The following is a 23800-nucleotide window of genomic DNA, read 5'->3' as shown; positions in this document are numbered from 1 at the left end:
ACGGCCGCCGGTGGGCGAGGCGTCAGGTCAGCCCGACGGTCTCGATGTCGCACTCGATGCGCCGCTGACCCCGCGCGGCGTCCACCTCCGGGTGGTCCGGCCCGAACAACGCCTCCAGCGCCCCGGCGGCCTCGTCGAGCAGCTCGCGGCCCCGAGCCTCCTCGCCGACCTCGATCAGATCGACCGACGCGTTCACCGCGCAGTAGAGCGTGTACGGATGCCCCGGCCCACGCAGGCGACGCGAATCCTCGAGGATCGTCTCGGAGAGCACCTGTGCCTGCTCCAGCCGGTGCGACCGGACCAGGTTGATCGCCTGCGCGGTGCGCGCGCTCAGCAGGTACGGATGGGTGGGCGGCAACGCCTCGCCCATCGCCTGCAAGGTGGCCGCGCCCAACTCCCGCGCCTCACGGTCGAAGTTGCGAGCCCGCAGGATCACCCCGAGGTTGACCGCAGCGCAGAGCGTGACCGGATGCCGCTCCCCGAAGACGGCGCGGAAGGTGGCGTGCCCCTGGGAGGCCAGGGCGTACGCCTGGGTCGCGTCGCCCGCCGCGCGCATGGCGTTGGCGCAGGTCATGCCCGCCTCCGCAGCCAGCACATGATCGGTCCCGAAGCGGCGGGTCACCAGCCGGTAGTTGGCCGCGCCCTCGGTCACGGCGGCGTCGAGCCGCCCGGTCTTGCGGAGGCAGGCGATGTGGATGCAGGTGGCGCGCAGCACTGTGAGGTGCTCCGCGCCCAGCAACGACCGCTGCACCGGCAGGGAGCTGTCCAGCAGTTCCAGCGCGTCGGCGTACCGGCCCAGGAGGTAGAGATCACGCGCCTGGGCCTCCTGGGCCAGCACCAGCGCATAGGTGCCGTCCTCCGCCGCCGCACCGGCGTGCCGCGCCACTTCGAGGTTGAGTTCGTACGCCCCTTCGAAGTCACCGCTCAGGCGAAGGTTGATCGCCATCGAGTTCATCACCCGCAGCGTGCTCGGATGCCCGTCGCCGAGCACCCGGCGGTGCACGTCGAGGTTGCGCCGGTCCAGGTCGGCAGCGCCCGCGAAGTCGCCGATCCGCCGCAGATCCGCGCCGACGCTGTTCGCCGCACCCAGGGTGTACTCGTGTTCCTCGCCGAGGCTCGTCCGCATTCGCTCCAGCGCCTCGAGGCCGAACGCGGCCGCGCGCGGGTCGGCGAGCAGCCGCAGGGCGTCCGCGTACCGTCGCATCGCCAGCAGGGTCAGCGGATCGCCGCTGCGCTGGCCGTCTGGACCGGGCTGGTCCCAGGCCGCCAGGATCTCCTCCGCGAAGTCCCGACAGCCTTCGAAGTCACCCAGGTTGTAGATGTAGCGCAACTGGTCCATCGCCGTCCGGCGGGCGTCGAGGTCACCGTGGATCAGACCGGCGACGCGGACGTGTGGCGCGATGTCGGCGTGGCGGGGCCAGGTGCTCCGGTCGTCGGGGAAACCCGGGTTGGCGGCGGCCAGCAGCCGGCGGGCGTTCGTCAGCGGGCTGTCGTCGCCCTGCTCGGCGAGCCCCTCCCGGATGACCGCCTGCACCAGTCGGTGCACCTGTACGTGCCGGCTGGCGTTGTCCGCCTTCGCGAGCCCGAGCGACGCCAGTTGCCGGATGGCCCGGGCGATGTCGTTGCGCTCCTGGAGGCTGGTGCGCAACGGTTCGTCCAACCCGGCGCGGCGCCCCTCCCAGAGCAGGCGCATCGGGACCGGGTCGGGGCTGAGGAAGGCGAGTAGCTGGATCAGCTGCGCGGCGGCGGGATTCTGCTCGCGTACCGCGGCGAGCGCCATCGACACCACAGTCAACACGGTGCCCCGGTACTGCCGGGGTTGCCCCTCACCCAGCAACTCCCGGGCGTGTTCCTTGAGGTCGACAAGGTATTCGTCGACCGACGACAGCATGGTGAGCAGCCAACTGACGGCCTGCTCCAGGGCGAGTGGCAGGTCGCCAAGTTCGGCGGCGAGCCGGCGGGCGTCGTCAGGGCTGGTCTCGGGACGCCGCTTGAGCAGCAGTTCCACGCTCTCGGCTCGGGTGAACACGTCGACGTCCAGGGTCAGTGCGCTCGCCGACCAGGCCATGTTCCGCGACGTGACGAGGACGTGGCCGCGTTCGCCGACGAGGTTCGACGAGGGCATGAGCGGAGCCAGCTCGTGCGGGTCGTCGGCGTTGTCGTAGACCAGCAGCCAACTGAGCGAACTCGTCGACAGCGAGTCGAGGACCGTCCGCACGGTCTGCTCCAGGCTGGCGCTCGCGGCCAGGCCGAGCCGCTCGCCGAGGGCCGCGATCGAGGTACGCAGCGCACTGAGATCCTCGGCGGGCATCCACCAGATCAGCTGGTAACGGTCCGCGTACCGGTAGGCGAACTCGACAGCGAGCTGGGTCTTGCCGACCCCACCGACACCGCGCAGCGCCGCTTCCGGCAGCACCGAGGCCCGGTGCTGTGCCGACAGAAGCTCGTCGAGCGCGACGAGCTGTTTCTCCCGGCCGGTGAAGTACAGGTTGCGCGGTGGGACGCCGCCCCGGATGAGAGTTCGGGATCGCTGGGGCGTCGTCTCCTCGATGATGATCGTCCTGCGCATGTCGGATTCAGGTTCCTCTCCACCGGCCTCGGCCGGTGCCGCCTGGTGCGGGGATCGTAGCGACGTCCAGTGCGCCTTCGCAGCCACGCGCATGTCGTCGAGGTCGGCGGTGGTGAGCCGCAGAGCCGCCGCGGCATCCCGCAACCACTGCTCGAACGGCTTGCCGTCCGACTCGAGGCCGGCGATGACCAGGCCCGCCAGCGCCACGGCGGCCGGGACCTGCCAGTCACCCACCGGTTGCCAGCCGACGGCCTCCACCAGGCCGGGCAGGTCCTCCGGTGACAGTGGATGATCCGCGACCGCCGCGACGGCTCCGGTCACCACCTCGGGCGGGACGTCCGTGAGCAACTGCGCGAGAAGCCAGGAGAGGTAGATCTGCTGGGCGGACGTGACCGCGCCGGCACCCGGGTGGAGGTTGCCGATCACCTGCAACAGCGTCGACATGCCCCGGGGCTCCTGCGCGCAGGCGCGCACGATGCGGTAGACGTCGTACCGGACCTCGGAGTGCCGGGGCACCGACAGTGGCTTGCGCAGCTCTCCCTCGACCTCGTCGAGGTAGAGGGCCCGGGTGTTCCCGTCGTTGATCGAACTCATCGACAGCAGCGCGTCGCAGATGGCCTGCACCTGAGCGCTCGGCATCCGGGGCGTCGTCACCGATTGTCCTCCGTACCCGTCAGCAGACCGAGGCTCTCGGCAAGGTCACGGAAGGCCCGCAGTGGCCTACTCGCCGGCCCTTCCGTCAACAGCAGGACGCGATAGAGAGCCGCGATCCCGTCCTCGTATTCTAAGCCCGTCCGAATCAGGCCGAACATGTCGAGACCCAATGGCCCGAATGGATTCACCATCCGACTGATGTGCGATGGCAGCGACTGAATGACCAATTGACGGCTGTCGGGGTGCCGGAGTACCGGGATTTCCTCCAGCAGTCGGGCCAACGCCATCTTTTGCGCGAATGAGAGCGGCGCGGGTGCCGGCCGGCGCGTCGCCCGGGCGACGGCCGCCAGCGGGCCGGACGGCAGCAGGGCAGGTGCCAGCAGGCCGGGCGGCAGCAGGGCACGCCACTGCCCCACCGGCAACATCCAGCCGACCAACTGCTGGCCGACGCTCGCGCGGGCCAGCACCATGCCCACCACGGCGCCGTCCGGCGCGTACACCCCGGAACCACTGAACCCCCTGTCGATTCCGGCAGTGGCAGGGGAGATTCGGTCGAGTTGACGCCATCCGGTGCCCGCGTCGACCGGACCGACGGCCCGCGCCAGCACCATGACGGACGCCGGGGTGTTGGCCGGAAAACCCACGATCCGCACGTCGAACTCGTCGTCGCCACGATCGGCAAGGGTGGCGGGGGCGGACGGCAGCGGTGTGGCGCAGCGCAGGACCGCCAGGTCGCCGTCGCCCGCCGGGCCGACACCCCGCGACCAGGTCACCTCGGCGGCGACCCGGGTGCCGGGGTGACTCGGTGTGTCGACGAGCACCCCGGGCGGGCTGGCCTCGGTGCCGTCATCGACGACATGCCAGCAGGTCAACACCAGGTCACCGGTCAACTGAATGCCGGCGCCGACGACCGACGAGGAGTGGCCACCGAGTATCCGCACCCGGCCGGCGAGCGACCGGGTGCCGGTCATCCGTGCTCCGCCAACCACTCGACCAGGACGGCCGGCGGCCGACGGCCGGTGCTGCGGTCAGTCATGCGCGGCGTTCTCCTGCGCGGCGTTCTCCTGCGCGGCGTTCTCCTGCGCGGCGTTCTCCTGCGCGGCGGCCCCGTCCTCAGCCGGCGACGGCAGCGCGGGGACGGGCGAGGTCCAGATCAGCTTGACCTTGAGGTGGCCCTGGGCGCTGGTGCGGGCGACGACGGCACCAGCCTCCGCGGTGAGGGTGACGCCGATCTCGACCTCCACCTGGTCGGGACGCACCGCCACTCCCCGGACCACGCCCAGCGCCGCGTCGAGCGCGGGTTTGATGTGGGCCAGTGCCGTTTCCAGCGTCTGCCGGGCGGGGCGGATCCGGTCGAGCAGACCGACTCGTTCCAGATCGGTGCCGGCGTGCTCCTCGACGAGGAGGACGCCCTGATCAGTCTCGGAACGAAGGAGATCCGCCACGTGACAAATTCTCGCCGAAAGATCGTTCGGAATTGGTGTCAGATCACTGACAGGAGTCATTGCGTGCACCCTGCGCCGACACGGGACACATCTGCTTGCCATCACCACTGCGGCCTGTCAGCCTGACGCAATGCAGGACACGGCGACCTTCCAGGATCTGCTCCGCGAAGGCGCCGACGCATCAGTGGACGGTTGGGACTTCTCCTGGTTCGACGGCCGCGCGACCGAACAGCGGCCGTCCTGGGGTTATCTGAAGCTCATGGCGGCCCAGATGAGGGTGGCCCGCGCCGCACTGGACATCCAGACCGGCGGCGGCGAGGTGCTCTCCGAGGTGCCGGCGTTCCCACCGGTGACCGTGGCCACCGAACACTGGCCGCCCAACCTCCGATTGGCCCGACGCGCGCTCGAACCGCGCGGCGTGCGGGTGGTCGACGTTGCCGAGGACGCTCCGTTCCCGTTTCCCGACGAGACGTTCGCCCTGGTCGTGAGCCGGCATCCCAACGTCGTGCTCTGGGACGAGATCGCACGGGTGCTGACTCCCGGCGGGCGGTACCTGGCCCAGCAGATCGGCCCCGGTTCGAACCGGGAGCTGGCCCAGTTCCTCACCGGTCCCCGCGAGATCAGTGACGAACGCAGCCCGGCCCGCGCCGCCGCCGACGCGCGAGCCGCCGGCCTGGTCATCGACGAGCTGCGGCACGAAGCGCTGCCGACCACCTTCAACGACGTGGCAGCGGTGGTGCACTTCCTCCGCAAGGTCATCTGGACGGTGCCGGACTTCACCGTGGACCGCTACCGGGCCCGGCTCGCCGATCTGCACGACCACATCCGCCACCACGGTCCGTTCGTGGCCCACGCCCAGCGCATCCTGGTCCGGGCGCACAAGCCCGAGCACTGAGCGAACGCGCCGGCGCCGCTGGCCGGATGTCGACCGTTTCCGCCTGGCGCCTGGCGGGTAGGGCCCGTCCATGGACACGAACACCACTGCCCACCTGGTGGGCGGCCCCCGAGACGGCAGCACCCACGAGACCGGCAACGAGGCACTCGTCGAGGTGGAGATCGACGGCCTGATGCACCGCTACATCAAGACCACCAAGCAGCACGACGATGGTCGACCGATCTACAACTACGACGGGGCGGTCGCCCCGGACGGCGGCGAGCCCGGCGTCGAGGATCCGGCCGCCCGGGTCGCGTCGCCCCGAGCCGACGCCGAGGGGCACGGCGGCACCCACTGACCGCCGCACCATCGGGATCACGCAAGCCCACGAACGAGGTACCGGTCGGAGCGGCCGGCCACGGATGAACCGCGGCCGGCCGGGTAAGCAGCGACCTTGCCTGGTGGGGAGACGACCGGGTGCACGGGTGGGCGGTCCTGGACCGGCCCGCCCGTGCACGCCCGGTCAGTTCGAGGAGATCCAGTTCCAGGCCGAGACGACCCACTCGGTCTGCTGGAGCCACGCCACCCCGAGGCCGACGAGGAACACCGCCGTCGCCAGGTGCGCACCTCGGGCGCTGCGCCGGACCCGGCCCAGCTGCCGCTCCAGCACCACCCGGCCGACCAGCCGGAACAGGGCGAACAGGCCGACCGCCACCAGCAGGCTGAGCACCAGCACCAGCAGCGGGCCGCTCAGGTCACCCTGGCCCGACAGCGCCCAGATCCCCCAACACACGAACGCGAAAAGGCCTGCCGCGGCGCTCCACTCACCGCCGCGCCGCAGCTGCGCCATCCGCGAGCTGAGCGAGCGGCGGGGCACCGGTTCGCCGGGCCAACCGGTGCCGGTCGGCTCCTGCTCGACCACCGGGAACGGCTCCGTCCGCGGAGTGCGAGGCTCACCCACCGGAGCGACCCCGCGGCGGAACCCGTCACGCTGCGGCGGCACCCCGACGCCGGCCTGCGGTGGCACCTCCACGGTCCGCTCCGCCCACGGCTGCGTCTGGTCTGCCATCTCGTCCTCCCCCTGACCGACGGCAACAGCACCGCCTTGATTCGAGGGTAGCCAGCCGGCAAATCGGTCGCCGACCCCGGCCGGGACGCGCGGCCCACGACGGTGCCGGATCGAACCCCGCCAGGGTACGGTCGGCTGATGGGTGACCCCGACCGACGACGGCGACGCCTGCGCCACCACTCCGACACCGAGCCGGCCAGACCGGGTGCGGACGGCCCGACGGTCAGCACGCCGGGCGTGCACGACGGTGACGAGCCGCCGCCGCGACGCAGGAACACGGGCGGCGACGAGCGCGACGGCGAGCGGGGGCTGCGCGGATTGGTCGGTTCCGGCTCGTCCCAGGTGGGGCTGAGCGCCGCGCTACGGGCCCGGGACGCGGCCCGTCCCACCGACGACGACCTGGCCGAGGCGGAAGCCCGGGTGGTGGTCGTCCGGCGAAACTGGGTGCCCCGCGAGGAGCTGCCCCGCTCGCCGCGCTGAGCGCCGCACAGTCAGGGCAGGTCCGGCAGCTTCCGGGTCCGCTCGTACTCGGCCACCTGGGCGATCCGACGAGCGTGCCGCTCGTTGCCGGAGAACGGCGTGTTCAGGAACGCCTCGACGATGCCGGTCGCCTCGTCCAGCGTGTGCTGGCGGGCACCGATGGCGACCACGTTCGCGTCGTTGTGCTGGCGGGCCAGCTGAGCGGTCTCGACGCTCCAGGCCAACGCGGCGCGGACGCCGACGACCTTGTTCGCGGCGATCTGCTCACCGTTGCCGGAGCCACCGATGACCACTCCGAGGCCCGTCTCGTCGGCCACCACCTGGTCGCCTGTGTGCAGGCAGAACGTGGGGTAGTCGTCGTCCGGGTCGTAGTTGTGCGGGCCGACGTCGACCACGTCGTAGCCCTGCATGGCCAGGTGGTTGGCCAGGTGCACCTTCAACTCGAAACCGGCGTGATCGGATCCCAGGTAGACGCGCATACCGGGCAGTCTGTCAGGCCGCGCTCGGGGACGTCACAGGGGCGGCGTCCCCGAGCCGGGTTCGTCACACGGTCGTGAGGATGACGCTCAACGCGGCAGCTCGGCGACGACCAGACCGCCGCGCGCCTTCGGGGTGAACCAGGTGCTCTTGCGGGGCATCTTCTCCCTGGCCAGGTTGACAGCGACGAAATCCGCCACGGTCACCGGCGCGATCAGGATGGCCAACTCGGCCCGCCCGGCGTCGACCTCACCGGTGAGCCAGCTCGCCGGGTAGTCACCGCCGACGTAGGTGATCCGCTTGTCGCCCGGGTCCAGACCGAGCGCGTCGCGCAGCACCAGCCGCTCGACCAGGGCGTGGTCCAGGTTTTCCAGGCGGGCGGAGGCGGTGGCGGGCAGGCGCACCGCGTACCCCTGGCCGTCGAGGCGGAGGTGCACGGTGCCGCCGGCAGCCGGGACCTCGACCGGGCCGTCGATCGGCTCGACCTCGGCGCCCGCGGCCCGCAGCCGGTCGAGCAGCTCGGCCGGGGTGGTGGTCAGCTCGCTGACCAGCCGGTTGTACGGCTGGATGGCCACCGACGCGGGGGTGGTGACCACGGCCAGGAAGCGGGGCAGCCCGCCGGTCTGGGCGGCCAGGCTGCGGTGGTTGCCGTCCGCGACGACCAGGTCCCCGCCGCCGGCGAGAGCGGTCAGCGTGGCCTGCTCCGGGCCGGGGCCGAGCAGCCAGATGGCGTGCGTGCGACCCGCCTGGTCGGTGTCCGTCGCGGCGGGCGCACCGGCCGTGTCGGTCGCCGCCGCGAGCGCGGCGTGCAGTTCGTCACCACGCCCGGTCTGGAGCAGGAGTACGGGTGAGAGCAGGTGGCCCAGCGCGTCGGCCAGCGCAACCCGCTCGCGCACCTTGGCGATGAAGACGTCCTCGTTGCGGATGACCAGGCCCGGCTCGTCTGCCCGGGTGGAGATCTGGTCGGTGTCCACCATCGCGAACAGCCCGTACGCCGGCTCCTCGCCGGGTGCGCTGATCCGGTAGAGCACCACCACCTGCTCGGCGGGGGTGTAACTGCCGTCGGCCTTGGCCTCGGCGAGGCGGGCCACCGCGTCCGGCAGCGCGTCGAGGAACGACCTGCCCAGGCTCTGCGGGGCGCGGTGCGGCATCTCGATGCCGAGAGCGCTGTGCGGGTTCGACTCGATGATCGCGGTGATCTCCGCGTCGTCGGCGAACTCGTCGTAGTTTTGCGCGCCGGTGCCGCCAGTGGTGACCCAGGCCCGGGTGATCGGATGCACGACCGTCATGCCCACTGACGCTACCGGCGACGGTGTCGCCGCCGACGGGGACCCGCGGGGCGTCCACCAGATGAAAGCGCCCGGTGGGGCCCGGCCGGTCAGCCGGCGCGGTCTGAGGTGCCTCGGCGGTGCCTACCCGCGCTCAGCGGCCCACCGTTGCCACGCCGACCGGCCCCGATCGGCCCGGTGTTCAGGGCGCGGCGAGGCGACGCGGGCGGCCCCGGCACGGGACGGTCGGGAGGCGGTGTGGGAACGGGCCGCGGGCTCAGCGGCGGCGTCGGCACCGGGCGCGGAGGAGCCGGCGCCGGCGGCGGAGGAGCCGGTTCGGCCGGTGCTGCCCCCGACGGCACCAGCGCCGGCGCGTCGGTCGGCACCGCGCCGGCGGACGACGGCAGTGGGTCGACCGCCCTGGGCGGGGTGAGCCGGGAGGTCACCGGGACCCGGGCCACGCCCACCACGATGGGCGGCGCGAGTAGATCCACCAGGTGGGCGGGCAGGTCCGGGCGGACCGTCGGCCAGCGGGAGTCGTCAACGGACCAGTAGTCCGCGCCGGGAGTCTCGATCACCCCCTGCCGGGTCAACTGATCGTCACCGGACGCACGGTGCTTGGCCATCGGGATTTGCCTCCACGAACTGCGGCGTGCGGCCCTGCGGGTCGCTGCGGCGGACACCGAGGGAAACGACGCCGCCCGCCTCCCGGTGACGCCACGACCCTCCGCCGACCTCGGCACCCCACGAGAAACGCCCCCGTCCGCGCCACTGACGAAGCCCGGACGGGTGCGCGGCGGTCGTCGCTCAGTCGAAGATTGGGCTCTGCTCGCGGGTGCGCTTGAGCTCGTAGAAGCCCGGGGTGCCGGCGACCAGCAGCACGCCGTCCCAGAGCCGGCCGGCGGCCTCCCCCTTCGGAGCCGGAGTGATCACCGGGCCGAAGAACGCGACCGGGGTGCCGTCCGGGCCGGGCGCGTGCACGACCGGAGTGCCCACGTCCTGCCCGACCGGGCGCATGCCCGCCTCGTGGCTGGCCCGCAGCGCCTCGTCGTAGTCGGTGCTGTCGGCGGCCGCGGCCAGTGCCGGGTCGAGGCCGGCCTCGGTGAGCGCGGCCACGTACAGCTCCGGACCCCGCTCCTGCTTCTGCAGGTGGATCCGGGTGCCGAGCGCGGTGTAGAGCGGGCGCAACACGTCATTGCCGTGCAGCTGCTCGGCGGCGATGCAGACCCGCACCGGGCCCCACGCGGTCTTCAGGAACTCCTTGTAGTCCTCGGGCAGCTCGTCCCGGCCGTCGTTGAGCACGGCCAGGCTCATCACGTGGAAGCGGATGTCCACATCCCGGATCTGCTCGACCTCGAGCAGCCAGCGGGAGGTGATCCACGCCCACGGGCAGGCCGGGTCGAACCACATGTCGGCGGTGACACGTTCGGTCACTGTGAGATCCCTTCACGACGGGTGACGCCGACAGGTCGGCGTCTCAGGAGAATCCTCACCCCGCAGCGCATCAGCCGGCACCCGAATGAGAGCGTGACCTCGGCCACCGCGGGCTGCCCGTACATGGAAGACTCGAATCGGGCCAGCCGTCACGAGCGGTAGGCGAACGGGCGCCGCCGGGCGTACGGCGACATGTGGGATGGAGACGAACAGTGCCGGGAGTGCGCAACCTGACGCAGGTCGAGGCGACCGAGCGGGCACGCCTGCTCAACGTGACGGGGTATGACATCAGTCTGGACCTGTCCAGCGCCGTGCTGGCGGCCGACGGCCGCACGTTCAGGTCGACGACCGAGGTCCGGTTCCGCTGCTCCGAACCGGGCGCGAGCACCTTCATCGAGCTGGCCGCCGAGTCGGTGCGGTCCGCGACGCTGAACGGCACACCCGTCGACCTCGCCGACTGGTCCGCCGACAAGGGCCTGACCCTGTCCGGGTTGGACAGCGACAACGTCCTGGTGGTCGACGCCGACTTCGGTTACTCCAACAGCGGCCAGGGTCTGCACCGGACGGTCGACCCGGTGGACGGCGAGACGTACCTCTACAGCCAGTTCGAGACGGCCGACGCGCAGCGGGTGTTCGCCTGCTTCGACCAGCCCGACCTGAAGAGCGTCTACACCTGGCACGTCACAGTGCCGGCGCACTGGCGGGCGGTCTCCAACATGCCGGTGCAGCGGGAGGAGCCGGCGGGTGAGGCGCTCAAGACGCTGCACTTCACCGAGTCGCCCCGGATGAGCACCTACATCACGGCGATGTGCGCCGGGCCGTACCACGAGGTGCGCGACGCACACGACGGCATCGACCTGGGGGTGTTCTGCCGGGCGTCGATGGCACAGTACCTGGACTCCGACGACCTGTTCCTGATCACCAAGCAGGGCTTCGACTTCTTCCACGAGAAGTTCGACGTGCGTTACCCGCTGCCGAAGTACGACCAGCTCTGGGTGCCCGACTTCAACGCCGGCGCGATGGAGAACTTCGGCTGCGTGACGCACGCCGAGTCGCACTACCTGTTCCGCTCGCAGGTCACCGACTTCGAGTACGAGCAGCGGGCCAACACGATCCTGCACGAACTGGCCCACATGTGGTTCGGTGACCTGGTCACCATGCGCTGGTGGAACGACCTGTGGCTGAACGAGTCGTTCGCCGAGTGGGCCAGCCACTGGTGCAACACCAACGCGACCCGGTTCACCGAGGCGTGGACGACCTTCCTGTCCATCCGGAAGAACTGGGGCTACCGGCAGGACCAGCTCTCCTCCACCCACCCGGTCTACACCGAGATGCCGGACATGGAGGCCGTGGAGGTCAACTTCGACGGCATCACCTACGCCAAGGGCGCGAGCGTGCTCAAGCAGCTCGTCGCGTACGTGGGTGAGGAGCCGTTCGTGGCCGGGCTGCGGGCCTACTTCGGCAAGCACGCCTGGGGCAACGCCACCTTCGACGACCTGCTCACCGAGCTGGAGGCCGCATCCGGGCGGGAGCTGCGCAAGTTCGCCGCGCAGTGGTTGGAGACCGCGCAGGTCAACACGCTGCGCCCGGAGGTGACCATCGGGGCCGACGGCACGTACGAGCAGGTGCTGGTGCGGCAGGAGGCCCCGGCGGCGTACCCGACGCTGCGGACCCACCGCATCGGCGTGGGCCTGTACGACCTGACCGACGGACGGCTGGTCCGTCGGGAGCGGTACGAGGTTGACGTGACCGGCGAGCACACGGATCTTGCCGCGCTGCGCGGCGTCCGGGCGGCCGACGTGTTGCTGCTCAACGACGACGACCTCAGTTACACCAAGCTGCGCCTCGACGAGCGCTCGATGGCGACAGTGGTGCAGCACATCGGTGGCTTCGACTCGTCGCTGGCCCGCGCGCTCTGCTGGACCGCCGCCTGGGACATGATCCGCGACGCCGAGCTGTCCGCCCGCGACTACGTGGCGCTGACGCTGAGCGGGCTGCCCGCGGAGACCGACATCAACCTGGTCACCGCCACCCTGCGGCAGGCGACCACCGCGCTCACCCTGTACGCCGACCCGGCCTGGGCGCCGACCGGCTGGGCCGACCTGGCCCGTACCGCCCGCGACGCACTCGCTGCCGCCGAGCCCGGCAGCGGGTTCCAGTTGGCCTGGGCCCGTGCGTTCACCTCGGCGGTCCGCTCAGCGGAAGACCTGGCCACGCTGCGCGGTTGGCTGGACGGCACCGGCATGCCGGCCGGGCTGACCGTCGACACCGAGCTGCGCTGGTCGGTCCTCGCCGCGCTGGTGGCGAACGGTGCCGCCGGGACCGCCGAGATCGAGGCGGAGCTGAGCGGCGACCGCACGGCCAGCGGCGAGCGGGAAGCCGCTTACGCGCACGCGTTGATGCCGACGGCCGAGAACAAGGCCGCCGTGTGGGCCCTGCTCACCGGCCCGGACGCGCTGCCCAACTGGCGGCACCGGGCGCTGTTGCAGGGCTTCGCCCACCCGGCGCAGGTGGAGCTGGTCGCCCCGTACCGGGAGCGGTACTTCGCGGCGGTCGGGCAGGTGTGGGCCACCCGGGACAGCGAGCCGGCGCAGGAGTTCGCCCAGCTGGCGTACCCGACCTACCTGGTGGAGGACGACACGGTGGCGGCCACCGACGCGTGGCTGGCCGGTGACGGGCACCCGGCCCCGCTGCGTCGACTGGTGGCCGAGGGCCGCGACGGTGTGGTGCGGGCGCTGAAGGCCCGCGCGAAGGACGCCGAGAGCGCCTGAGCGGCGTTGCCCGGTCCGGGGCCGGCGTGGGTGTGAGCCCGCGCCGGCCCCGAACGTTATCGTGGCGGGAGGAGGTGGACGTGATGGCACACCCGACCGACGAGTGGCGGCCCGTTGCGCGCGCGTGGCGCGAGCAGGACCTGTTCAACCTTCCCGATAATGGGAACCGCTACGAGATCATCGACGGGAGCCTGCACGTGACCCCACCGGCCGACGACGATCACCACGAGCTGGCCGACAGCATTCGGACGGCTATCGGGGCTGCGGCACCAGATGGATGGCGGATTATTCGTGAGATCGGGCTGGGGCTGCCGTCGGGCAACCTGATTCCGGATGTGACGGTGCTGAAGCCAAACACCCCACGTGGTGTGCGTTGGCATCAACCGCAAGGCGTCAGTCTCGTTGTCGAAGTGGAGTCGCCGACGAGCCGCCGGCATGACCGCTTCACCAAACCCGGTCTCTACGCCGAAGCGGGGATTCCGCACTACTGGCGTGTGGAGCGAGGCGACTTCGGCCCGATCATCTACCGCTACCGCCTGATCAAGGACGTGCACTACGACCTGGTCGGCACCATTGGTCCGGACGACGCGGTGACAGTGGATGAGCCGTGGACGATGAGGTTGGACCCGAGCGCCTGGCCGCGCTGAGACACCCGGAAACACGAAAGCCCGGCCCGATGATCGTGGGCCGGGCTTCGTCGTGTGTGCCGGTCAGCCCTTGCCGGCGTGGCTGGCGAGCTGGTCGAGACCGTTGATGATGCCGCCGGCCAGGTCACCGCCGCTGAACGCGCCGACCATGGAGAGCGCGGCCAGCTTGGCGTACGTGTCGGGGATGCGCTTGCGGGCGTACCGCCCGGTGATGATCTCCAGCTGCCGCTGGTTGGGCGACACGGCGATCAGCACCGACTTGTCGGGCTCGGCGAGCTGACGGTGCAGCCGCTGGGCGTGCTCGCGGATCGGCTCGTCGAGACCACCGACGAAGACCGAGAAGACCAGGCCGGTGCCCTTGTCGGCCAGGCGCAGGGCCTCGTCGATGCGCAGCAGCTGGCGGGTCGAGAACGGCCCGTCGAGCACCTCGGGCGGATTCTCCGACCCGGTCTGCTTCTCACCAACGGTCACTTGCGCCTCCGGTTCCACCGGCCGGCGCCTCGACGCTGGCCTGCTCAAGCTTGTGGCTGGTCAACGCGGGCGCCTGCGCCCCCGCCGTCAGCGCGGTGCCGGCCGAGTCGGCCAGCTGCTCCGGGCGGCCCAGGAACCAGACCGGAGTGAAGTCGAAGGGCCGGCCCGGACGGTAGCGCTTGGCGCCACCGCCACCGCCGGTGGCACCCCCACGGCTACCGGCGTACGACAGGCCGGCGATGACCAGCACCGCGGCCAACGGGATGCCGACGAAGACCAGCAACGTCTCGGTAACAGACAATCCCAACGCCCCCAGGCGGAAGAAGGACGACCTTGAACAACCGGGTCGGATGGACGATCACGCTGCCGACCGCCCGACTCCGTCGCCATTCACGTTAGCGGAGTCGACGGCCCGCCAGATTGCGGGGTGCCGATCCCATCCGTCACTGGAGTTCTCCAGTTGCGCAGCGGTAGCGATAAGCCGCGCGTCGTCGCCGTAACGGCCGGTGAGCAGCACCCCGACGGGCAGGCCGTCGGTGGTGGTACCCAGTGGCAGGGAGACGGAGGGATCGCCGGTGACGTTGAAGATGGCGCAGTAGGGCGAGAACCGGCGTTGCCTGTCGAAGTCGGCGGCCGGGTCCGCGTCGGCGGTGAACCAGCCCACGGGTGCCTGCGGGGTGGCCAGGGTGGGACAGAGGAGCAGGTCGCAGCCGGCGGTGCGGCGGGCACCGATGCGTACCTGCGCCTGCAGTTCCCCGAGGGTGGCGGTCAGGGTGCCGGCGGAGAGTTCGGCGCCCCGGGCCCGGAGCAGCCGGGTCAACGGCAGCAGCTCCGCCTCCCGCTGCGGTGGCACCGGGGCGAGCGCCAGGACGTACCAGAGGATCTCGAACAGCGGCCACGCCGCCGGCCCCAGCGGCGGCGGCACCTCGACCATCTCGTGGCCGGCCGCCGTGAGCAGCGCGGCGGCCCGGTCCACGGCGGCCACGCAGTCGGGGTGCACCGGCTCGTCGGCGAGCATCGGCGTGGTGAACCGGCCGATCCGCAGCGGGCCGGGCTCGGCCCGTCGCGCGACGGCCAGGTAGCCGCCGGGCGGCGCGGGTGGCGGCAGGTAGGGCTCGCCGGGGACCGGAACGGCCATGACGTCGAGCAGCGCGGCGACGTCGGTGACCGTCCGCCCGAGCGGGCCGTTGGTGGGCAGGCCGAACGCGCCGGAGCCGATCGGCCCCCCGGAGACGACGCCCCGACTGGGCTTGTAGCCGACCAGACCGCAGAGCGACGCCGGGATGCGCAGCGACCCACCGCCGTCGGACCCCTGGGCGACCGGGACCAGCCCGGCCGCGACCGCCGCCGCGGCGCCGCCACTGGACCCGCCCGCCGTGTACGCAAGCTGCCACGGGTTGCGGGCCGGCGGAGCGACCCGGCCCTCCGAGTAGAGCGAACAGCCCAGCTCGGAGGTGGTCGTCTTGCCCAGGCTGACCAGACCGGCGGCCTTGATGAAGCGGACCACGTCGGCGTCGACCGGCGGGACGAAGTCGAAGAAGGCGGCCGAACCGAAGGTGGTGCGGACCCCGGCGGTGAGCGTCAGGTCCTTGATCGCTGTCGGCACGCCGTGCAGCGGGCCGCGCTCCTCGTTCGGCACCGCGTCGGCGGCGCGCGCGGCCTGCCGGGCGAGGTCCGGTGTGACGGTGACGAACGCGCCCACTGTGTCGCCGAGCGCCGCCACCCGGCGCAGGGAATGCTCGACCAGCTCGACGCTGGACAGCTCGCCGCGGGTCATCGCGGCGGCCTGCTCCAACGCGGTCAGGTCGTGCGGCTCGGCCATCCCGTCATCCTGCCCGCTGGGAGCGGATGTCGGCGGCCGACACGGCGGCCGACCATCAGTCCAGCGTGCCCGCCGGCGCCACCCACTCACTGCGGGGCCCACCGATGTCACTAATCAGATCGAAATCCCGGTCGTAGTGCAGGACGGTCGCGGAGTATTCGGCAGCGGCCGCCGCGACCAGGACGTCGACGGGACTGGCCGCCCGGTGGTGGCCACGGACTGTCAGCGCCAGTTGCAGGTCGCGCGCCCTAGTCGCCAAGGCCGGAGTGATCGGAAGGTCGATCATCAGTTCTGCCCGGCGTGCCCGCACCGTCATGGCGTCACGAAAGTCGCGGGCACTTCGCCCATTCTCGAGATCAAGCGGAACGCAGGTCGCCGCGAGCCGCTCCTCGAGAATGGCCGTGATCCGCTTAGCCACCGCCGGCTGGCGGAGGCGACTCCAGGCCGACGTGTCGATTAGGTAGAGCCCGGCCGGTGGGGTCATGCGGCGTCCTGCTCGCCGCGCGGCGTCTTGTCGTCCTCGACCAAGCCGGTCCAGTCCTGTTCGATGGAGATCGAAATCAGCTCCCGGATGGCCTCCATCCGTTCGCTGCGCTCCGCGACGAGCCGCAATGCCGCATGGATCGTGTCCTTTTTACTCTTGGTGCCGAGTTCGCGACGGGCCCGGTCGAGAAGTTCATCATCAAGATCTATAACGGTCTTCATGAGCGGAGTATATCCACGAAGGCAAAGTTTATATACGCAACAGGCCAAGGAAACGCAGGGCGTTGGTGGACAGGAGCTTGTCGCGTTGGTCGTCGCTGAGGAAGTCGGCCGCGTGAACCACCGCGCCGGCCGGCCGTTCGCCCAGCGGGTACGGGTAGTCGCTGCCGACCAGCACCCGATCCTCCCCCAGCGTGTCGACCAACAGCCGCAGGGCGGGTGGCGCGAAGACCACCGAGTCGACGCTGAACCGGTCGAGGTAGCTGCTGGGCGGGCCGGCGGACGCGCCCCGGACCAGGTCGCCACGGCGGTGCCAGGCGTTGTCGGCGCGACCGAGCCAGAACGGGAAACTGCCGCCGCCGTGCGCGAAACAGATCCGCAGCGTCTCGGGCACCCGGTCGAAGACACCGCCGAGGATCATCGCCAGCACCGACAGGTGCGTCTCGGCGGGCATGCCGGTGAGCCAACGGGCCATCCAGCGGTCCAGTCGCGGCCCGCCGGACATGTCCCACGGGTGGACGAAGACGGGCGCGCCCACCTCGGCACAGTGCTGCAGGAAGGTGACCACGCCGGCGTCGTCCAGGTCCCGGTCGCCGACGTGGTTGCCGATCTCCACGCCCACGTGCCCGGCGGCGAGGCTGCGGTCCAGCTCGGCACAGGCGGCGTCCGGGTCCTGGAGCGGCACCTGGCAGAACGGCACCAGTCGGTCACCCCCGGCCGCGGTGACCTCCAGGGTCAGGTCGTTGAAGATTCGGGCGACCTTCACCGCCTGGTCGGCCGGGCGGTCGTAGCTGAAGAAGACCGGGGTGGGCGAGACCACCTGCACGGCCACGCCGTCGGCGTCCATGTCGGCCAGTCGGCGCGACGCGTCCCAGCACTCCGCGCCGACCGGGCGGAACTCCGTCTCCCCCACCATGATCATGGCGGCACGCTCGGAGTCGACCCGCAACCACGGCCAACCGGACCCGCCGCACGCCGCGCCGAGGTCCGGCCAACCCTTCGGTACGACGTGCGTGTGCACGTCGACCACGCCTGCGGGCATCAGCCCTTGCCCGGGTGCAGGGTGCCGCAGTCGGCGCAGGTGCGCGCCTGTTCGTCGGCGTAGAACGCCTGGAACACCGGGGGCAGATCGGCGGCGATGTCGCGGACCTGCAACTCGACCTCGTGCACCTTGCTGCCGCACTCCGGGCAGTACCACTGGAACGTCTCCAGCGTGCCCTCCTCGCGGACCCGCTCGACGACCACGCCGATCGAGCCGGCCTCCGGCCGCTGCGGCGAGTGCGGGGTGTTGCGCGGCAGCATCCACATCTGGCCCTCGCGCACGTGCACAGTACGCGGCCCCTCCGGGGTGACCAGGTTGATGTGCATGTTGCCCTTGACCTGGTAGAAGAACTCCTCGTACGGGTCCACGTGGAAGTCGGTGCGCTGGTTGGGCCCGCCCACCACCATCACGATGAAGTCGTCCCCGCCGGGGAACATCTCCTTGTTGCCCACCGGGGGCTTCAACAGGTGCTGGTTGTCGGCGATCCAGCCCGGAAAGCTGAACGGTTCGGCGATCTCACTCACGACTGACCTCCCGAGGGAAGAAGGGCCACGGCCTGGATTTCGATCAGCAGGTGCGGGTGCGGCAACTGGTGCACCGCCACCGTCGTACGGGTCGGTCCGGCGGCGTCGAAGAACTCGGCCCACACCTCGTTGTAACCACCGAAGTCGTTCATGTTGACCAGGTACGTCGTCACCTGCACCAGGTCGGTGAGGTCCGCGCCGACCGAACGCAGCAGATCCCGCACGTTCTCGATGACGGCCCGCGTCTGCGCACGGATGTCGAGATTGGTGGTGCCGAACCCGTCCACCTCCACACCGGCGAAGGTGTTGTCCGCGCGCCGCGACGACGTACCGGAGACGAAGACGAACCCACCGGCGACCTTGACGTGCGGAAAAGCCCCCCGCGGGACGGCCTTCCCGGCCACCACCCGGGCGGTCATGACGACGCCCGCAGCGAGGCCGTGCCGAGCTTCTCGACGACGGCGCGGACGTGGGCGCCGGGACGCAGCGGAACAGCGGCGGTGGCGGCGCCGGCCAGGAAGACCCAGCCGGACTCCAGCCGCACCCCGTGCCGGCCCGCCAGCCGGATGCCCTCGTCGAGCGCCCGGCGCGGATCACCGAGGATCGCCGCCGTCGAGCCGACCTGCGCCACCCGCCCGTCGACCTCCAGCAGCACGCCCAGGTTGTCCAGCCCCGCCGGCACCGGCGCCCACGGCCCGATCACGAAGGCGGCGGCCGAGGTGTTGTCCGCTACCACGTCCGGCAGCGAGAAACGGAAGTCCGCGTACCGGGAGTCGATCAACTCGATGGCCGGGGCGACCGCGCGGACCGCCGTGGCGAAGTCGCCGACCGGCTCGCCCGGCTCGGGCAGCCGGTCCAGCAGGAACGCCACCTCCGGCTCGACCCGGGGGTGGATGTACGCGGCCGGGTCCACCGCGCCACCGTCGGGCACCCGCATCGCGTTGGTGAGCCGCCCCCAGATCACCTCGTCCACGCCGACCTGGGCCATCTTCGCCCTGCTGGTCAGCCCCATCTTCAGCCCGACCAACCGCTCACCGGCGTTCAGCCGGCGTTGCAGCAGCGCGGCCTGCACGGCGTACGCGGTGTCCACGTCGAGGCCGGTCTCGGCGGCGAGCTGCGGGATCGCGGTGGCCGTGTCGGCCGCCGCGCCCAACTTCTCGGCGATCCCCGTGATGTCCACGCCGATCATGCTGCGCCACCTTCCGTTCGCGCCTGCGGGGCTCGCAAACCCGGCTCACTCCTCGCGCTCACAGCCTGCCCCTTGTCGGCCAGGTCGAGTGCGACGTCCACGATCATGTCCTCCTGGCCGCCCACCATCCGGCGGCGGCCCAGCTCGACGAGGATCGACCGGACATCCACGCCGTACTTCGTGGAGGCCCGCTCGGCGTGCCTCAGGAAGCTGGAGTAGACCCCGGCGTACCCCAGGGAGAGCGTCTCGCGGTCCACCTGGACCGGCCGGTCCTGAAGCGGGCGGACGATGTCGTCGGCGGCATCCATCAGCGCGAACACGTCACACCCGTGCTTCCAGCCGTGCAGCTCGGCAACCGCGACGAAGACCTCCAGCGGGGCGTTGCCGGCGCCCGCGCCCATGCCCGCGAGGGAGGCGTCGACGCGAACGGTCCGGCCGTGCACCGCGTCGGGGCCGACCGGCGCGGACCCGGTGACCCGGCCGTGCTCGACGGCGAGCACGCTGTTGGCGACCCCGAGCGACAGGTTGTGGTGGGCGTGGATGCCGATCTGCGTCTCCGGAGCGAGGACCTGCCGGTACGCGTCGACCCGCTGCGCCACGTCGGACATCAGCAGCCGGCCGCCGGAGTCGGTGACGTAGACGCAGTGCGCCCCGTACGACTCCATGAGCTTGGCCTGCCCGGCCAACCCGACCGGGTCATTCATGTGCGACATCATCAGGAACCCGGCCACGTCCATGCCGTTCTCCCGGGCCCAGGAGATGTGCTGGGCGGAGATGTCCGCCTCCGTGCAGTGGGTGGCGATCCGGACGCTTGTCACCCCGAGCGCCTTCGCGGCCTTCAGGTCGGCGATCGTGCCGATGCCCGGCAGCAGCAGGGTGGTCAGCTTCGCGGTGGTCAGCACCTCGGCCGCCGCCGAGATCCACTCCGCGTCGCTGGCGGCGCCGTGGCCGTAGTTGACGCTGGAGCCGGCGAGGCCGTCACCGTGCGCCACCTCGATGGCGGCCACCCCGGCGGCGTCCAACGCGGCGGCGATGGTGCGTACGTGGTCGACTGTGTACTGGTGGGCGATGGCGTGCATGCCGTCGCGCAGCGTCACGTCCTGGATGTACAGCTCGGTCATGGCGCGGCCACCTCCGAAGAACGCAGGGCGACCAGCCGCTCCGCGGTGCGCAGCGCGGCCGAGGTCATGATGTCCAGGTTCCCGGCGTACGCGGGCAGGTAGTGCCCGGCGCCGGAGACCTCCAGGAAGACCGACACCTGCAGGGCGGTGAGCCGCCGCCCGAGTGTCGGCAGGTACGTCTCGACCCTGTCGAACTGCACGTCCTGCTTGAGCCGGTAGCCGGGGACGTACTCCTGCACGGCCGCCACCATCTCGGCGACCGAGGCGGCGATGGCGTCGGTGTCGGCGTCGGCGTCCGGGCAGAGGCAGTAGACGGTGTCCCGCATCAGCAGCGGCGGGTCCGCCGGGTTCAGCACGATGATCGCCTTGCCCCGCTCGGCACCGCCCACCACCTCGATGGCGCGGGCCGTGGTCTCGGTGAACTCGTCGATGTTGGCCCGGGTGCCCGGCCCGGCGGACTTCGAGGCGATCGACGCGACGATCTCCCCGTACGCCACCGGGGTGACCCGGCGTACCGCGGCGACGATCGGCACTGTCGCCTGCCCGCCGCAGGTGACCATGTTGACGTTGGGCTGGTGCAGGTGCTCGTCGAGGTTGACCGGCGGCACCACGTACGGGCCGAGCGCGGCCGGGGTCAGGTCGACCACAGTGCGGCCGTGAGCGCGCAACACCTCGTCGTGGCGTCGGTGCGCGCCGGCCGAGGTGGCGTCGAACACCAACTCGACATCGGCGAACTCGGGCAGCGCGACGAGCCCGTCCACGCCGTCGGCGGTGGTGGCGACGCCGAGCCGGCGAGCGCGCGCCAGGCCGTCGGAGGCTGGGTCGATGCCGGCCATCGCCACCATGCGCAGGCTGTCACTCAGCCGCAACACCTTGATCATCAGGTCGGTGCCGATGTTTCCCGATCCCAGCACCGCCACGTTGGTGGTCACTTGCCGCCCCTGTCGCTGAAGGATGTCCGCACCGAGCCGAGCCCGGAGATCCGGGCCTCGTACGCGGCACCCGGGGTGACCGGCACCATCGGACCGAGCGCCCCGGAGAGCACCACGTCCCCGGCGCGCAGCGGGTCACCGGCGCGGGCGAGGGTGCCTGCCAACCACTGCAGGGCGTGCAGCGGGTTGCCCAGGCAGGCGGCGCCCGCGCCCACCGAGACCGGCTCGCCGGCGTGCTCCAGCACCATCCCGCACAGTCGCAGGTCCACGTCGGCGAGCCGGCGTGGCGTGGTGCCGAGCACGAAGAGCCCGCTGGAGGCGTTGTCGGCGACGGTGTCCACTATGGAGATGTCCCAGGCGGCGATCCGGGAGTCGACGATCTCGATCGCCGGCAGCACGTGGTCGACCGCGCGGATCAGGTCGACAGTGGTGAGCTGCGGGTTCGGGAGGTCCTTGTCGAGCACGAAGGCGATCTCCGCCTCCACGCGGGGCTGGAGCAGCCGGTCGATGGGCACCTCGACCCCGTCGCCGACCGCCATGGCGTCGGTCAGCATGCCGAAGTCCGGCTGGAACACCCCGAAGGTCTCCTGCACGGCCCGGGAGGTCAAGCCGATCTTCGCGCCGACCCGGCGTTCGCCGCGGCCCTGCCAGGCCCGCGCCTGGAGTTGCTGCACCCGGTACGCGGCCTCGACGTCGCCCTCCGGCAGCAGCCGGCCCCGCAGCGGCGCGCACGGCTTGCCCGTGCTGCGGGCGTCGGCCAACTCCCGGTTGGCGGCCTCGATGTCAGCTTCCATGCCCGCTCCCTCGCTACGGCTCACGACAGGTCCACGCAGACGTTTGTGAGTTCGGAGTAGAAGTTCAGCGAGTGCACGCCGCCCTCACGACCGATCCCGGACGCCTTCACCCCGCCGAACGGGGTGCGCAGGTCACGCAGGAACCAGGTGTTGACCCAGACGATGCCGGCGTCGAGCCGGGCGCCGGCCCGGTGCGCGACACCCACGTCCCGGGTCCACACGGTCGCCGCCAGGCCGTACTCGGTGCCGTTGGCCAGGGCGTACGCCTCGTCCTCGGTGTCGAACGGCGCGACGTGCACCACCGGGCCGAAGATCTCCTCGCGGTTGGTGCGGGCGTCCGGGCCGAGCCCGGTGAGCACCGTCGGCTGCACGTACGACCCGCCGTCGCGGGTGTCGCCGAAGGTGGGCGTGCCGCCACCGGTGAGCACCTCAGCGCCCTCGGAGCGGGCCAGCTCGTACGCGCCGAGCACCTTCGCCCGGTGCTGGTGGGAGATCAGCGGCATGGTGGCGGTGGCCTCGTCGGTCGGCCAGCCGTACGCCAGCTCACCGGCCCGCTTCGCCAGCCGGGCGGTGAACTCCTCGAAGACCGGGCGCTGCACGTAGATGCGTTCGGTGCAGAGGCACACCTGCCCGCCGTTGGTGAAGCTGGACCGCACCGAGCCGGCAACCGCGGCGTCCAGGTCGGCGTCGGCGAAGACCAGGCCGGCGTTCTTGCCGCCGAGTTCGAAGCTCACCGCCTTCACCCCGTCGGCGGCGGCCCGCATGATCGCGCCGCCGGTGGCCGACTCGCCGGTGAACGTGATCGCGTCGACGCCCGGGTGGCGGGTGAGGAACTCGCCCGCCGAGTCCGGCCCGAAGCCGTGCACCAGGTTGAACACCCCGGCCGGTACGCCGGCGGCGGCCATCACCTCGGCGAGCACCGTCGCCGAGGCGGGAGTCTCCTCGCTGGGCTTGACCACGACGGCGTTGCCGCAGGCCAGTGCCGGAGCCACCTTCCAGGTGAGCAGCAGCAGCGGCAGGTTCCACGGCACGATGACCGCGACCACGCCGACCGGCTTGCGCAGCGCGTAGTTGAGCGCCCGGCCGCCAGTCGGGGTGACAGTCGTGAACGACTCGGTGGGGGCGGTCGCCACGATCTCCGCGAACGCCCGGAAGTTCGCAGCGCCGCGCGGAATGTCCAGGGTGCGGGCCTGGGCGATGGATTTGCCGGTGTCGGCGACCTCGGCGGTGACCAGGTCGTCGAAGCGGCGCTCCAGCTCGTCGGCGACGCGGCGCAGCACCTCGGCGCGCTCGCGCTCCCCCATCCGGCCCCACGGCCCCCGCAGCGCCGCCCGGGCGGCCGCGACCGCGTCATCCACAGCGGACTGCGATGCCTCGTCCACCTCGAAGACCTGCTCCCCGGTGACCGGGCTGGCCTTGGCGAACGTGTTTCCGCCGTCGACGAACTCGCCGGCGACGAAGTTACGCAACCGCTGCGGGCCACTCGGCGCGTGGCCGGTCATCAGCCGCGGATCC

Annotated in this window: 26 protein-coding genes; 5 read left to right on the top strand and 21 right to left on the bottom strand. The window is 71.5% G+C overall.

The window, feature by feature from the left end:
* Positions 1-22: 22 nt before the first annotated feature.
* Genes fxsT through ABZ794_RS27505 form a run of 3 tightly spaced genes read right to left on the bottom strand, consistent with a single transcriptional unit; the run spans position 23 to position 4668 of the window.
* Entirely contained in the window at positions 23-3223 is a 3201-nt protein-coding gene (gene fxsT / locus ABZ794_RS27515) for an FxSxx-COOH system tetratricopeptide repeat protein (protein ID WP_357518247.1), read from the bottom strand.
* Positions 3220-4194, bottom strand: a complete 975-nt coding sequence (locus ABZ794_RS27510) for a trypsin-like peptidase domain-containing protein (protein WP_357518245.1) — start codon at positions 4192-4194, stop codon at positions 3220-3222. The genes fxsT and ABZ794_RS27510 overlap by 4 nt, the downstream gene beginning before the upstream one ends.
* 57 nt (positions 4195-4251) lie before the next feature.
* Positions 4252-4668: a CU044_2847 family protein gene (locus tag ABZ794_RS27505; protein WP_357518243.1), complete on the bottom strand. Its 417-nt coding sequence runs from the start codon at positions 4666-4668 to the stop codon at positions 4252-4254.
* A gap of 130 nt (positions 4669-4798) precedes the next feature.
* Between ABZ794_RS27505 and ABZ794_RS27500 the strand changes: the two genes are divergently transcribed.
* Together ABZ794_RS27500 and ABZ794_RS27495 are read left to right on the top strand one after the other, a co-directional pair.
* The gene (locus tag ABZ794_RS27500) at positions 4799-5563 is read left to right on the top strand and encodes a methyltransferase domain-containing protein (RefSeq protein ID WP_357518241.1); all 765 of its coding nucleotides are present in this window, start codon (positions 4799-4801) and stop codon (positions 5561-5563) included.
* Positions 5564-5633: 70 nt separating this feature from the next.
* A complete protein-coding gene (locus tag ABZ794_RS27495; protein ID WP_357518239.1) occupies positions 5634-5900 on the top strand; it encodes a hypothetical protein in 267 nt (88 codons plus the stop codon).
* 165 nt (positions 5901-6065) lie between these two features.
* On the opposite strand, the gene ABZ794_RS27490 is transcribed toward ABZ794_RS27495, so the two are convergent.
* Positions 6066-6611 (bottom strand): hypothetical protein, encoded by a 546-nt coding sequence (locus tag ABZ794_RS27490; RefSeq protein ID WP_112623012.1) that lies wholly within the window; start codon positions 6609-6611, stop codon positions 6066-6068.
* 138 nt (positions 6612-6749) lie between these two features.
* On the opposite strand from ABZ794_RS27490, the gene ABZ794_RS27485 reads away from it, so the two are divergent.
* The gene (locus ABZ794_RS27485; RefSeq protein ID WP_210786050.1) at positions 6750-7091 is read left to right on the top strand and encodes a hypothetical protein; all 342 of its coding nucleotides are present in this window, start codon (positions 6750-6752) and stop codon (positions 7089-7091) included.
* A gap of 11 nt (positions 7092-7102) precedes the next feature.
* On the opposite strand, the gene ABZ794_RS27480 is transcribed toward ABZ794_RS27485, so the two are convergent.
* The 4 genes from ABZ794_RS27480 to ABZ794_RS27465 form a co-directional block, all read right to left on the bottom strand.
* On the bottom strand, positions 7103-7570 hold the full coding sequence (locus ABZ794_RS27480) for a ribose-5-phosphate isomerase (RefSeq protein WP_210786051.1): 468 nt from the start codon (positions 7568-7570) through the stop codon (positions 7103-7105).
* A gap of 87 nt (positions 7571-7657) precedes the next feature.
* Complete coding sequence (locus ABZ794_RS27475) at positions 7658-8857, bottom strand: DUF1015 family protein (RefSeq protein ID WP_145789636.1); 1200 nt, start codon at positions 8855-8857, stop codon at positions 7658-7660.
* Between the two features lie 89 nt (positions 8858-8946).
* Positions 8947-9462, bottom strand: a complete 516-nt coding sequence (locus ABZ794_RS27470; RefSeq protein ID WP_210786052.1) for a hypothetical protein — start codon at positions 9460-9462, stop codon at positions 8947-8949.
* A gap of 181 nt (positions 9463-9643) precedes the next feature.
* Positions 9644-10270 carry a disulfide bond formation protein DsbA gene (locus ABZ794_RS27465; RefSeq protein WP_210786053.1) on the bottom strand — a complete coding sequence of 209 codons (627 nt, stop codon included), beginning with the start codon at positions 10268-10270 and terminating at the stop codon, positions 9644-9646.
* A 221-nt stretch (positions 10271-10491) separates the two neighbouring features.
* On the opposite strand from ABZ794_RS27465, the gene pepN reads away from it, so the two are divergent.
* Positions 10492-13041: an aminopeptidase N gene (gene pepN, locus ABZ794_RS27460; RefSeq protein ID WP_210786054.1), complete on the top strand. Its 2550-nt coding sequence runs from the start codon at positions 10492-10494 to the stop codon at positions 13039-13041.
* A gap of 83 nt (positions 13042-13124) precedes the next feature.
* The gene (locus tag ABZ794_RS27455) at positions 13125-13688 is read left to right on the top strand and encodes a Uma2 family endonuclease (protein WP_210786055.1); all 564 of its coding nucleotides are present in this window, start codon (positions 13125-13127) and stop codon (positions 13686-13688) included.
* A gap of 63 nt (positions 13689-13751) precedes the next feature.
* Here the strand turns inward: ABZ794_RS27455 and ABZ794_RS27450 are convergent, their stop codons facing one another.
* From ABZ794_RS27450 to ABZ794_RS27390, 13 genes are all read right to left on the bottom strand, one after another.
* A complete protein-coding gene (locus tag ABZ794_RS27450) occupies positions 13752-14159 on the bottom strand; it encodes a DUF5130 family protein (RefSeq protein WP_091405419.1) in 408 nt (135 codons plus the stop codon).
* Positions 14146-14442: a hypothetical protein gene (locus ABZ794_RS27445; protein ID WP_112584149.1), complete on the bottom strand. Its 297-nt coding sequence runs from the start codon at positions 14440-14442 to the stop codon at positions 14146-14148. The genes ABZ794_RS27450 and ABZ794_RS27445 overlap by 14 nt, the downstream gene beginning before the upstream one ends.
* Positions 14443-14517: 75 nt before the next feature.
* Positions 14518-15981 (bottom strand): amidase, encoded by a 1464-nt coding sequence (locus ABZ794_RS27440; RefSeq protein WP_357518234.1) that lies wholly within the window; start codon positions 15979-15981, stop codon positions 14518-14520.
* A gap of 55 nt (positions 15982-16036) precedes the next feature.
* Entirely contained in the window at positions 16037-16465 is a 429-nt protein-coding gene (locus tag ABZ794_RS27435; protein ID WP_210786057.1) for a PIN domain-containing protein, read from the bottom strand.
* Positions 16462-16686 carry a type II toxin-antitoxin system VapB family antitoxin gene (locus ABZ794_RS27430; RefSeq protein WP_210786058.1) on the bottom strand — a complete coding sequence of 75 codons (225 nt, stop codon included), beginning with the start codon at positions 16684-16686 and terminating at the stop codon, positions 16462-16464. The genes ABZ794_RS27435 and ABZ794_RS27430 overlap by 4 nt, the downstream gene beginning before the upstream one ends.
* Before the next feature lie 28 nt (positions 16687-16714).
* Positions 16715-17725, bottom strand: a complete 1011-nt coding sequence (locus ABZ794_RS27425; RefSeq protein ID WP_357518232.1) for an amidohydrolase family protein — start codon at positions 17723-17725, stop codon at positions 16715-16717.
* Positions 17725-18249, bottom strand: coding sequence for a 3-hydroxyanthranilate 3,4-dioxygenase (locus tag ABZ794_RS27420; protein ID WP_238688601.1), 525 nt, complete (start codon positions 18247-18249; stop codon positions 17725-17727). Before ABZ794_RS27420 ends, ABZ794_RS27425 begins: the two co-directional genes overlap by 1 nt.
* Positions 18246-18668, bottom strand: coding sequence for a RidA family protein (locus tag ABZ794_RS27415; protein ID WP_210786061.1), 423 nt, complete (start codon positions 18666-18668; stop codon positions 18246-18248). Before ABZ794_RS27415 ends, ABZ794_RS27420 begins: the two co-directional genes overlap by 4 nt.
* On the bottom strand, positions 18665-19438 hold the full coding sequence (locus tag ABZ794_RS27410) for a fumarylacetoacetate hydrolase family protein (protein ID WP_210786062.1): 774 nt from the start codon (positions 19436-19438) through the stop codon (positions 18665-18667). Before ABZ794_RS27410 ends, ABZ794_RS27415 begins: the two co-directional genes overlap by 4 nt.
* Positions 19435-20559 carry a 4-hydroxy-2-oxovalerate aldolase gene (dmpG, locus tag ABZ794_RS27405; RefSeq protein ID WP_247670094.1) on the bottom strand — a complete coding sequence of 375 codons (1125 nt, stop codon included), beginning with the start codon at positions 20557-20559 and terminating at the stop codon, positions 19435-19437. The genes ABZ794_RS27410 and dmpG overlap by 4 nt, the downstream gene beginning before the upstream one ends.
* On the bottom strand, positions 20556-21491 hold the full coding sequence (locus ABZ794_RS27400; RefSeq protein WP_238688599.1) for an acetaldehyde dehydrogenase (acetylating): 936 nt from the start codon (positions 21489-21491) through the stop codon (positions 20556-20558). The genes dmpG and ABZ794_RS27400 overlap by 4 nt, the downstream gene beginning before the upstream one ends.
* The gene (locus ABZ794_RS27395; protein WP_210786064.1) at positions 21488-22285 is read right to left on the bottom strand and encodes a fumarylacetoacetate hydrolase family protein; all 798 of its coding nucleotides are present in this window, start codon (positions 22283-22285) and stop codon (positions 21488-21490) included. The genes ABZ794_RS27400 and ABZ794_RS27395 overlap by 4 nt, the downstream gene beginning before the upstream one ends.
* Before the next feature lie 20 nt (positions 22286-22305).
* On the bottom strand, positions 22306-23787 hold the full coding sequence (locus ABZ794_RS27390) for a 2-hydroxymuconic semialdehyde dehydrogenase (protein WP_210786068.1): 1482 nt from the start codon (positions 23785-23787) through the stop codon (positions 22306-22308).
* Positions 23788-23800 lie beyond the last annotated feature (13 nt).

The organism is Micromonospora sp. NPDC047187 (assembly GCF_040643355.1).
Taxonomy (GTDB): domain Bacteria; phylum Actinomycetota; class Actinomycetes; order Mycobacteriales; family Micromonosporaceae; genus Micromonospora; species Micromonospora salmantinae.
Note: the sequence above shows the minus strand (reverse complement) of the source record. Positions and strands in the feature narration are given on the sequence as shown.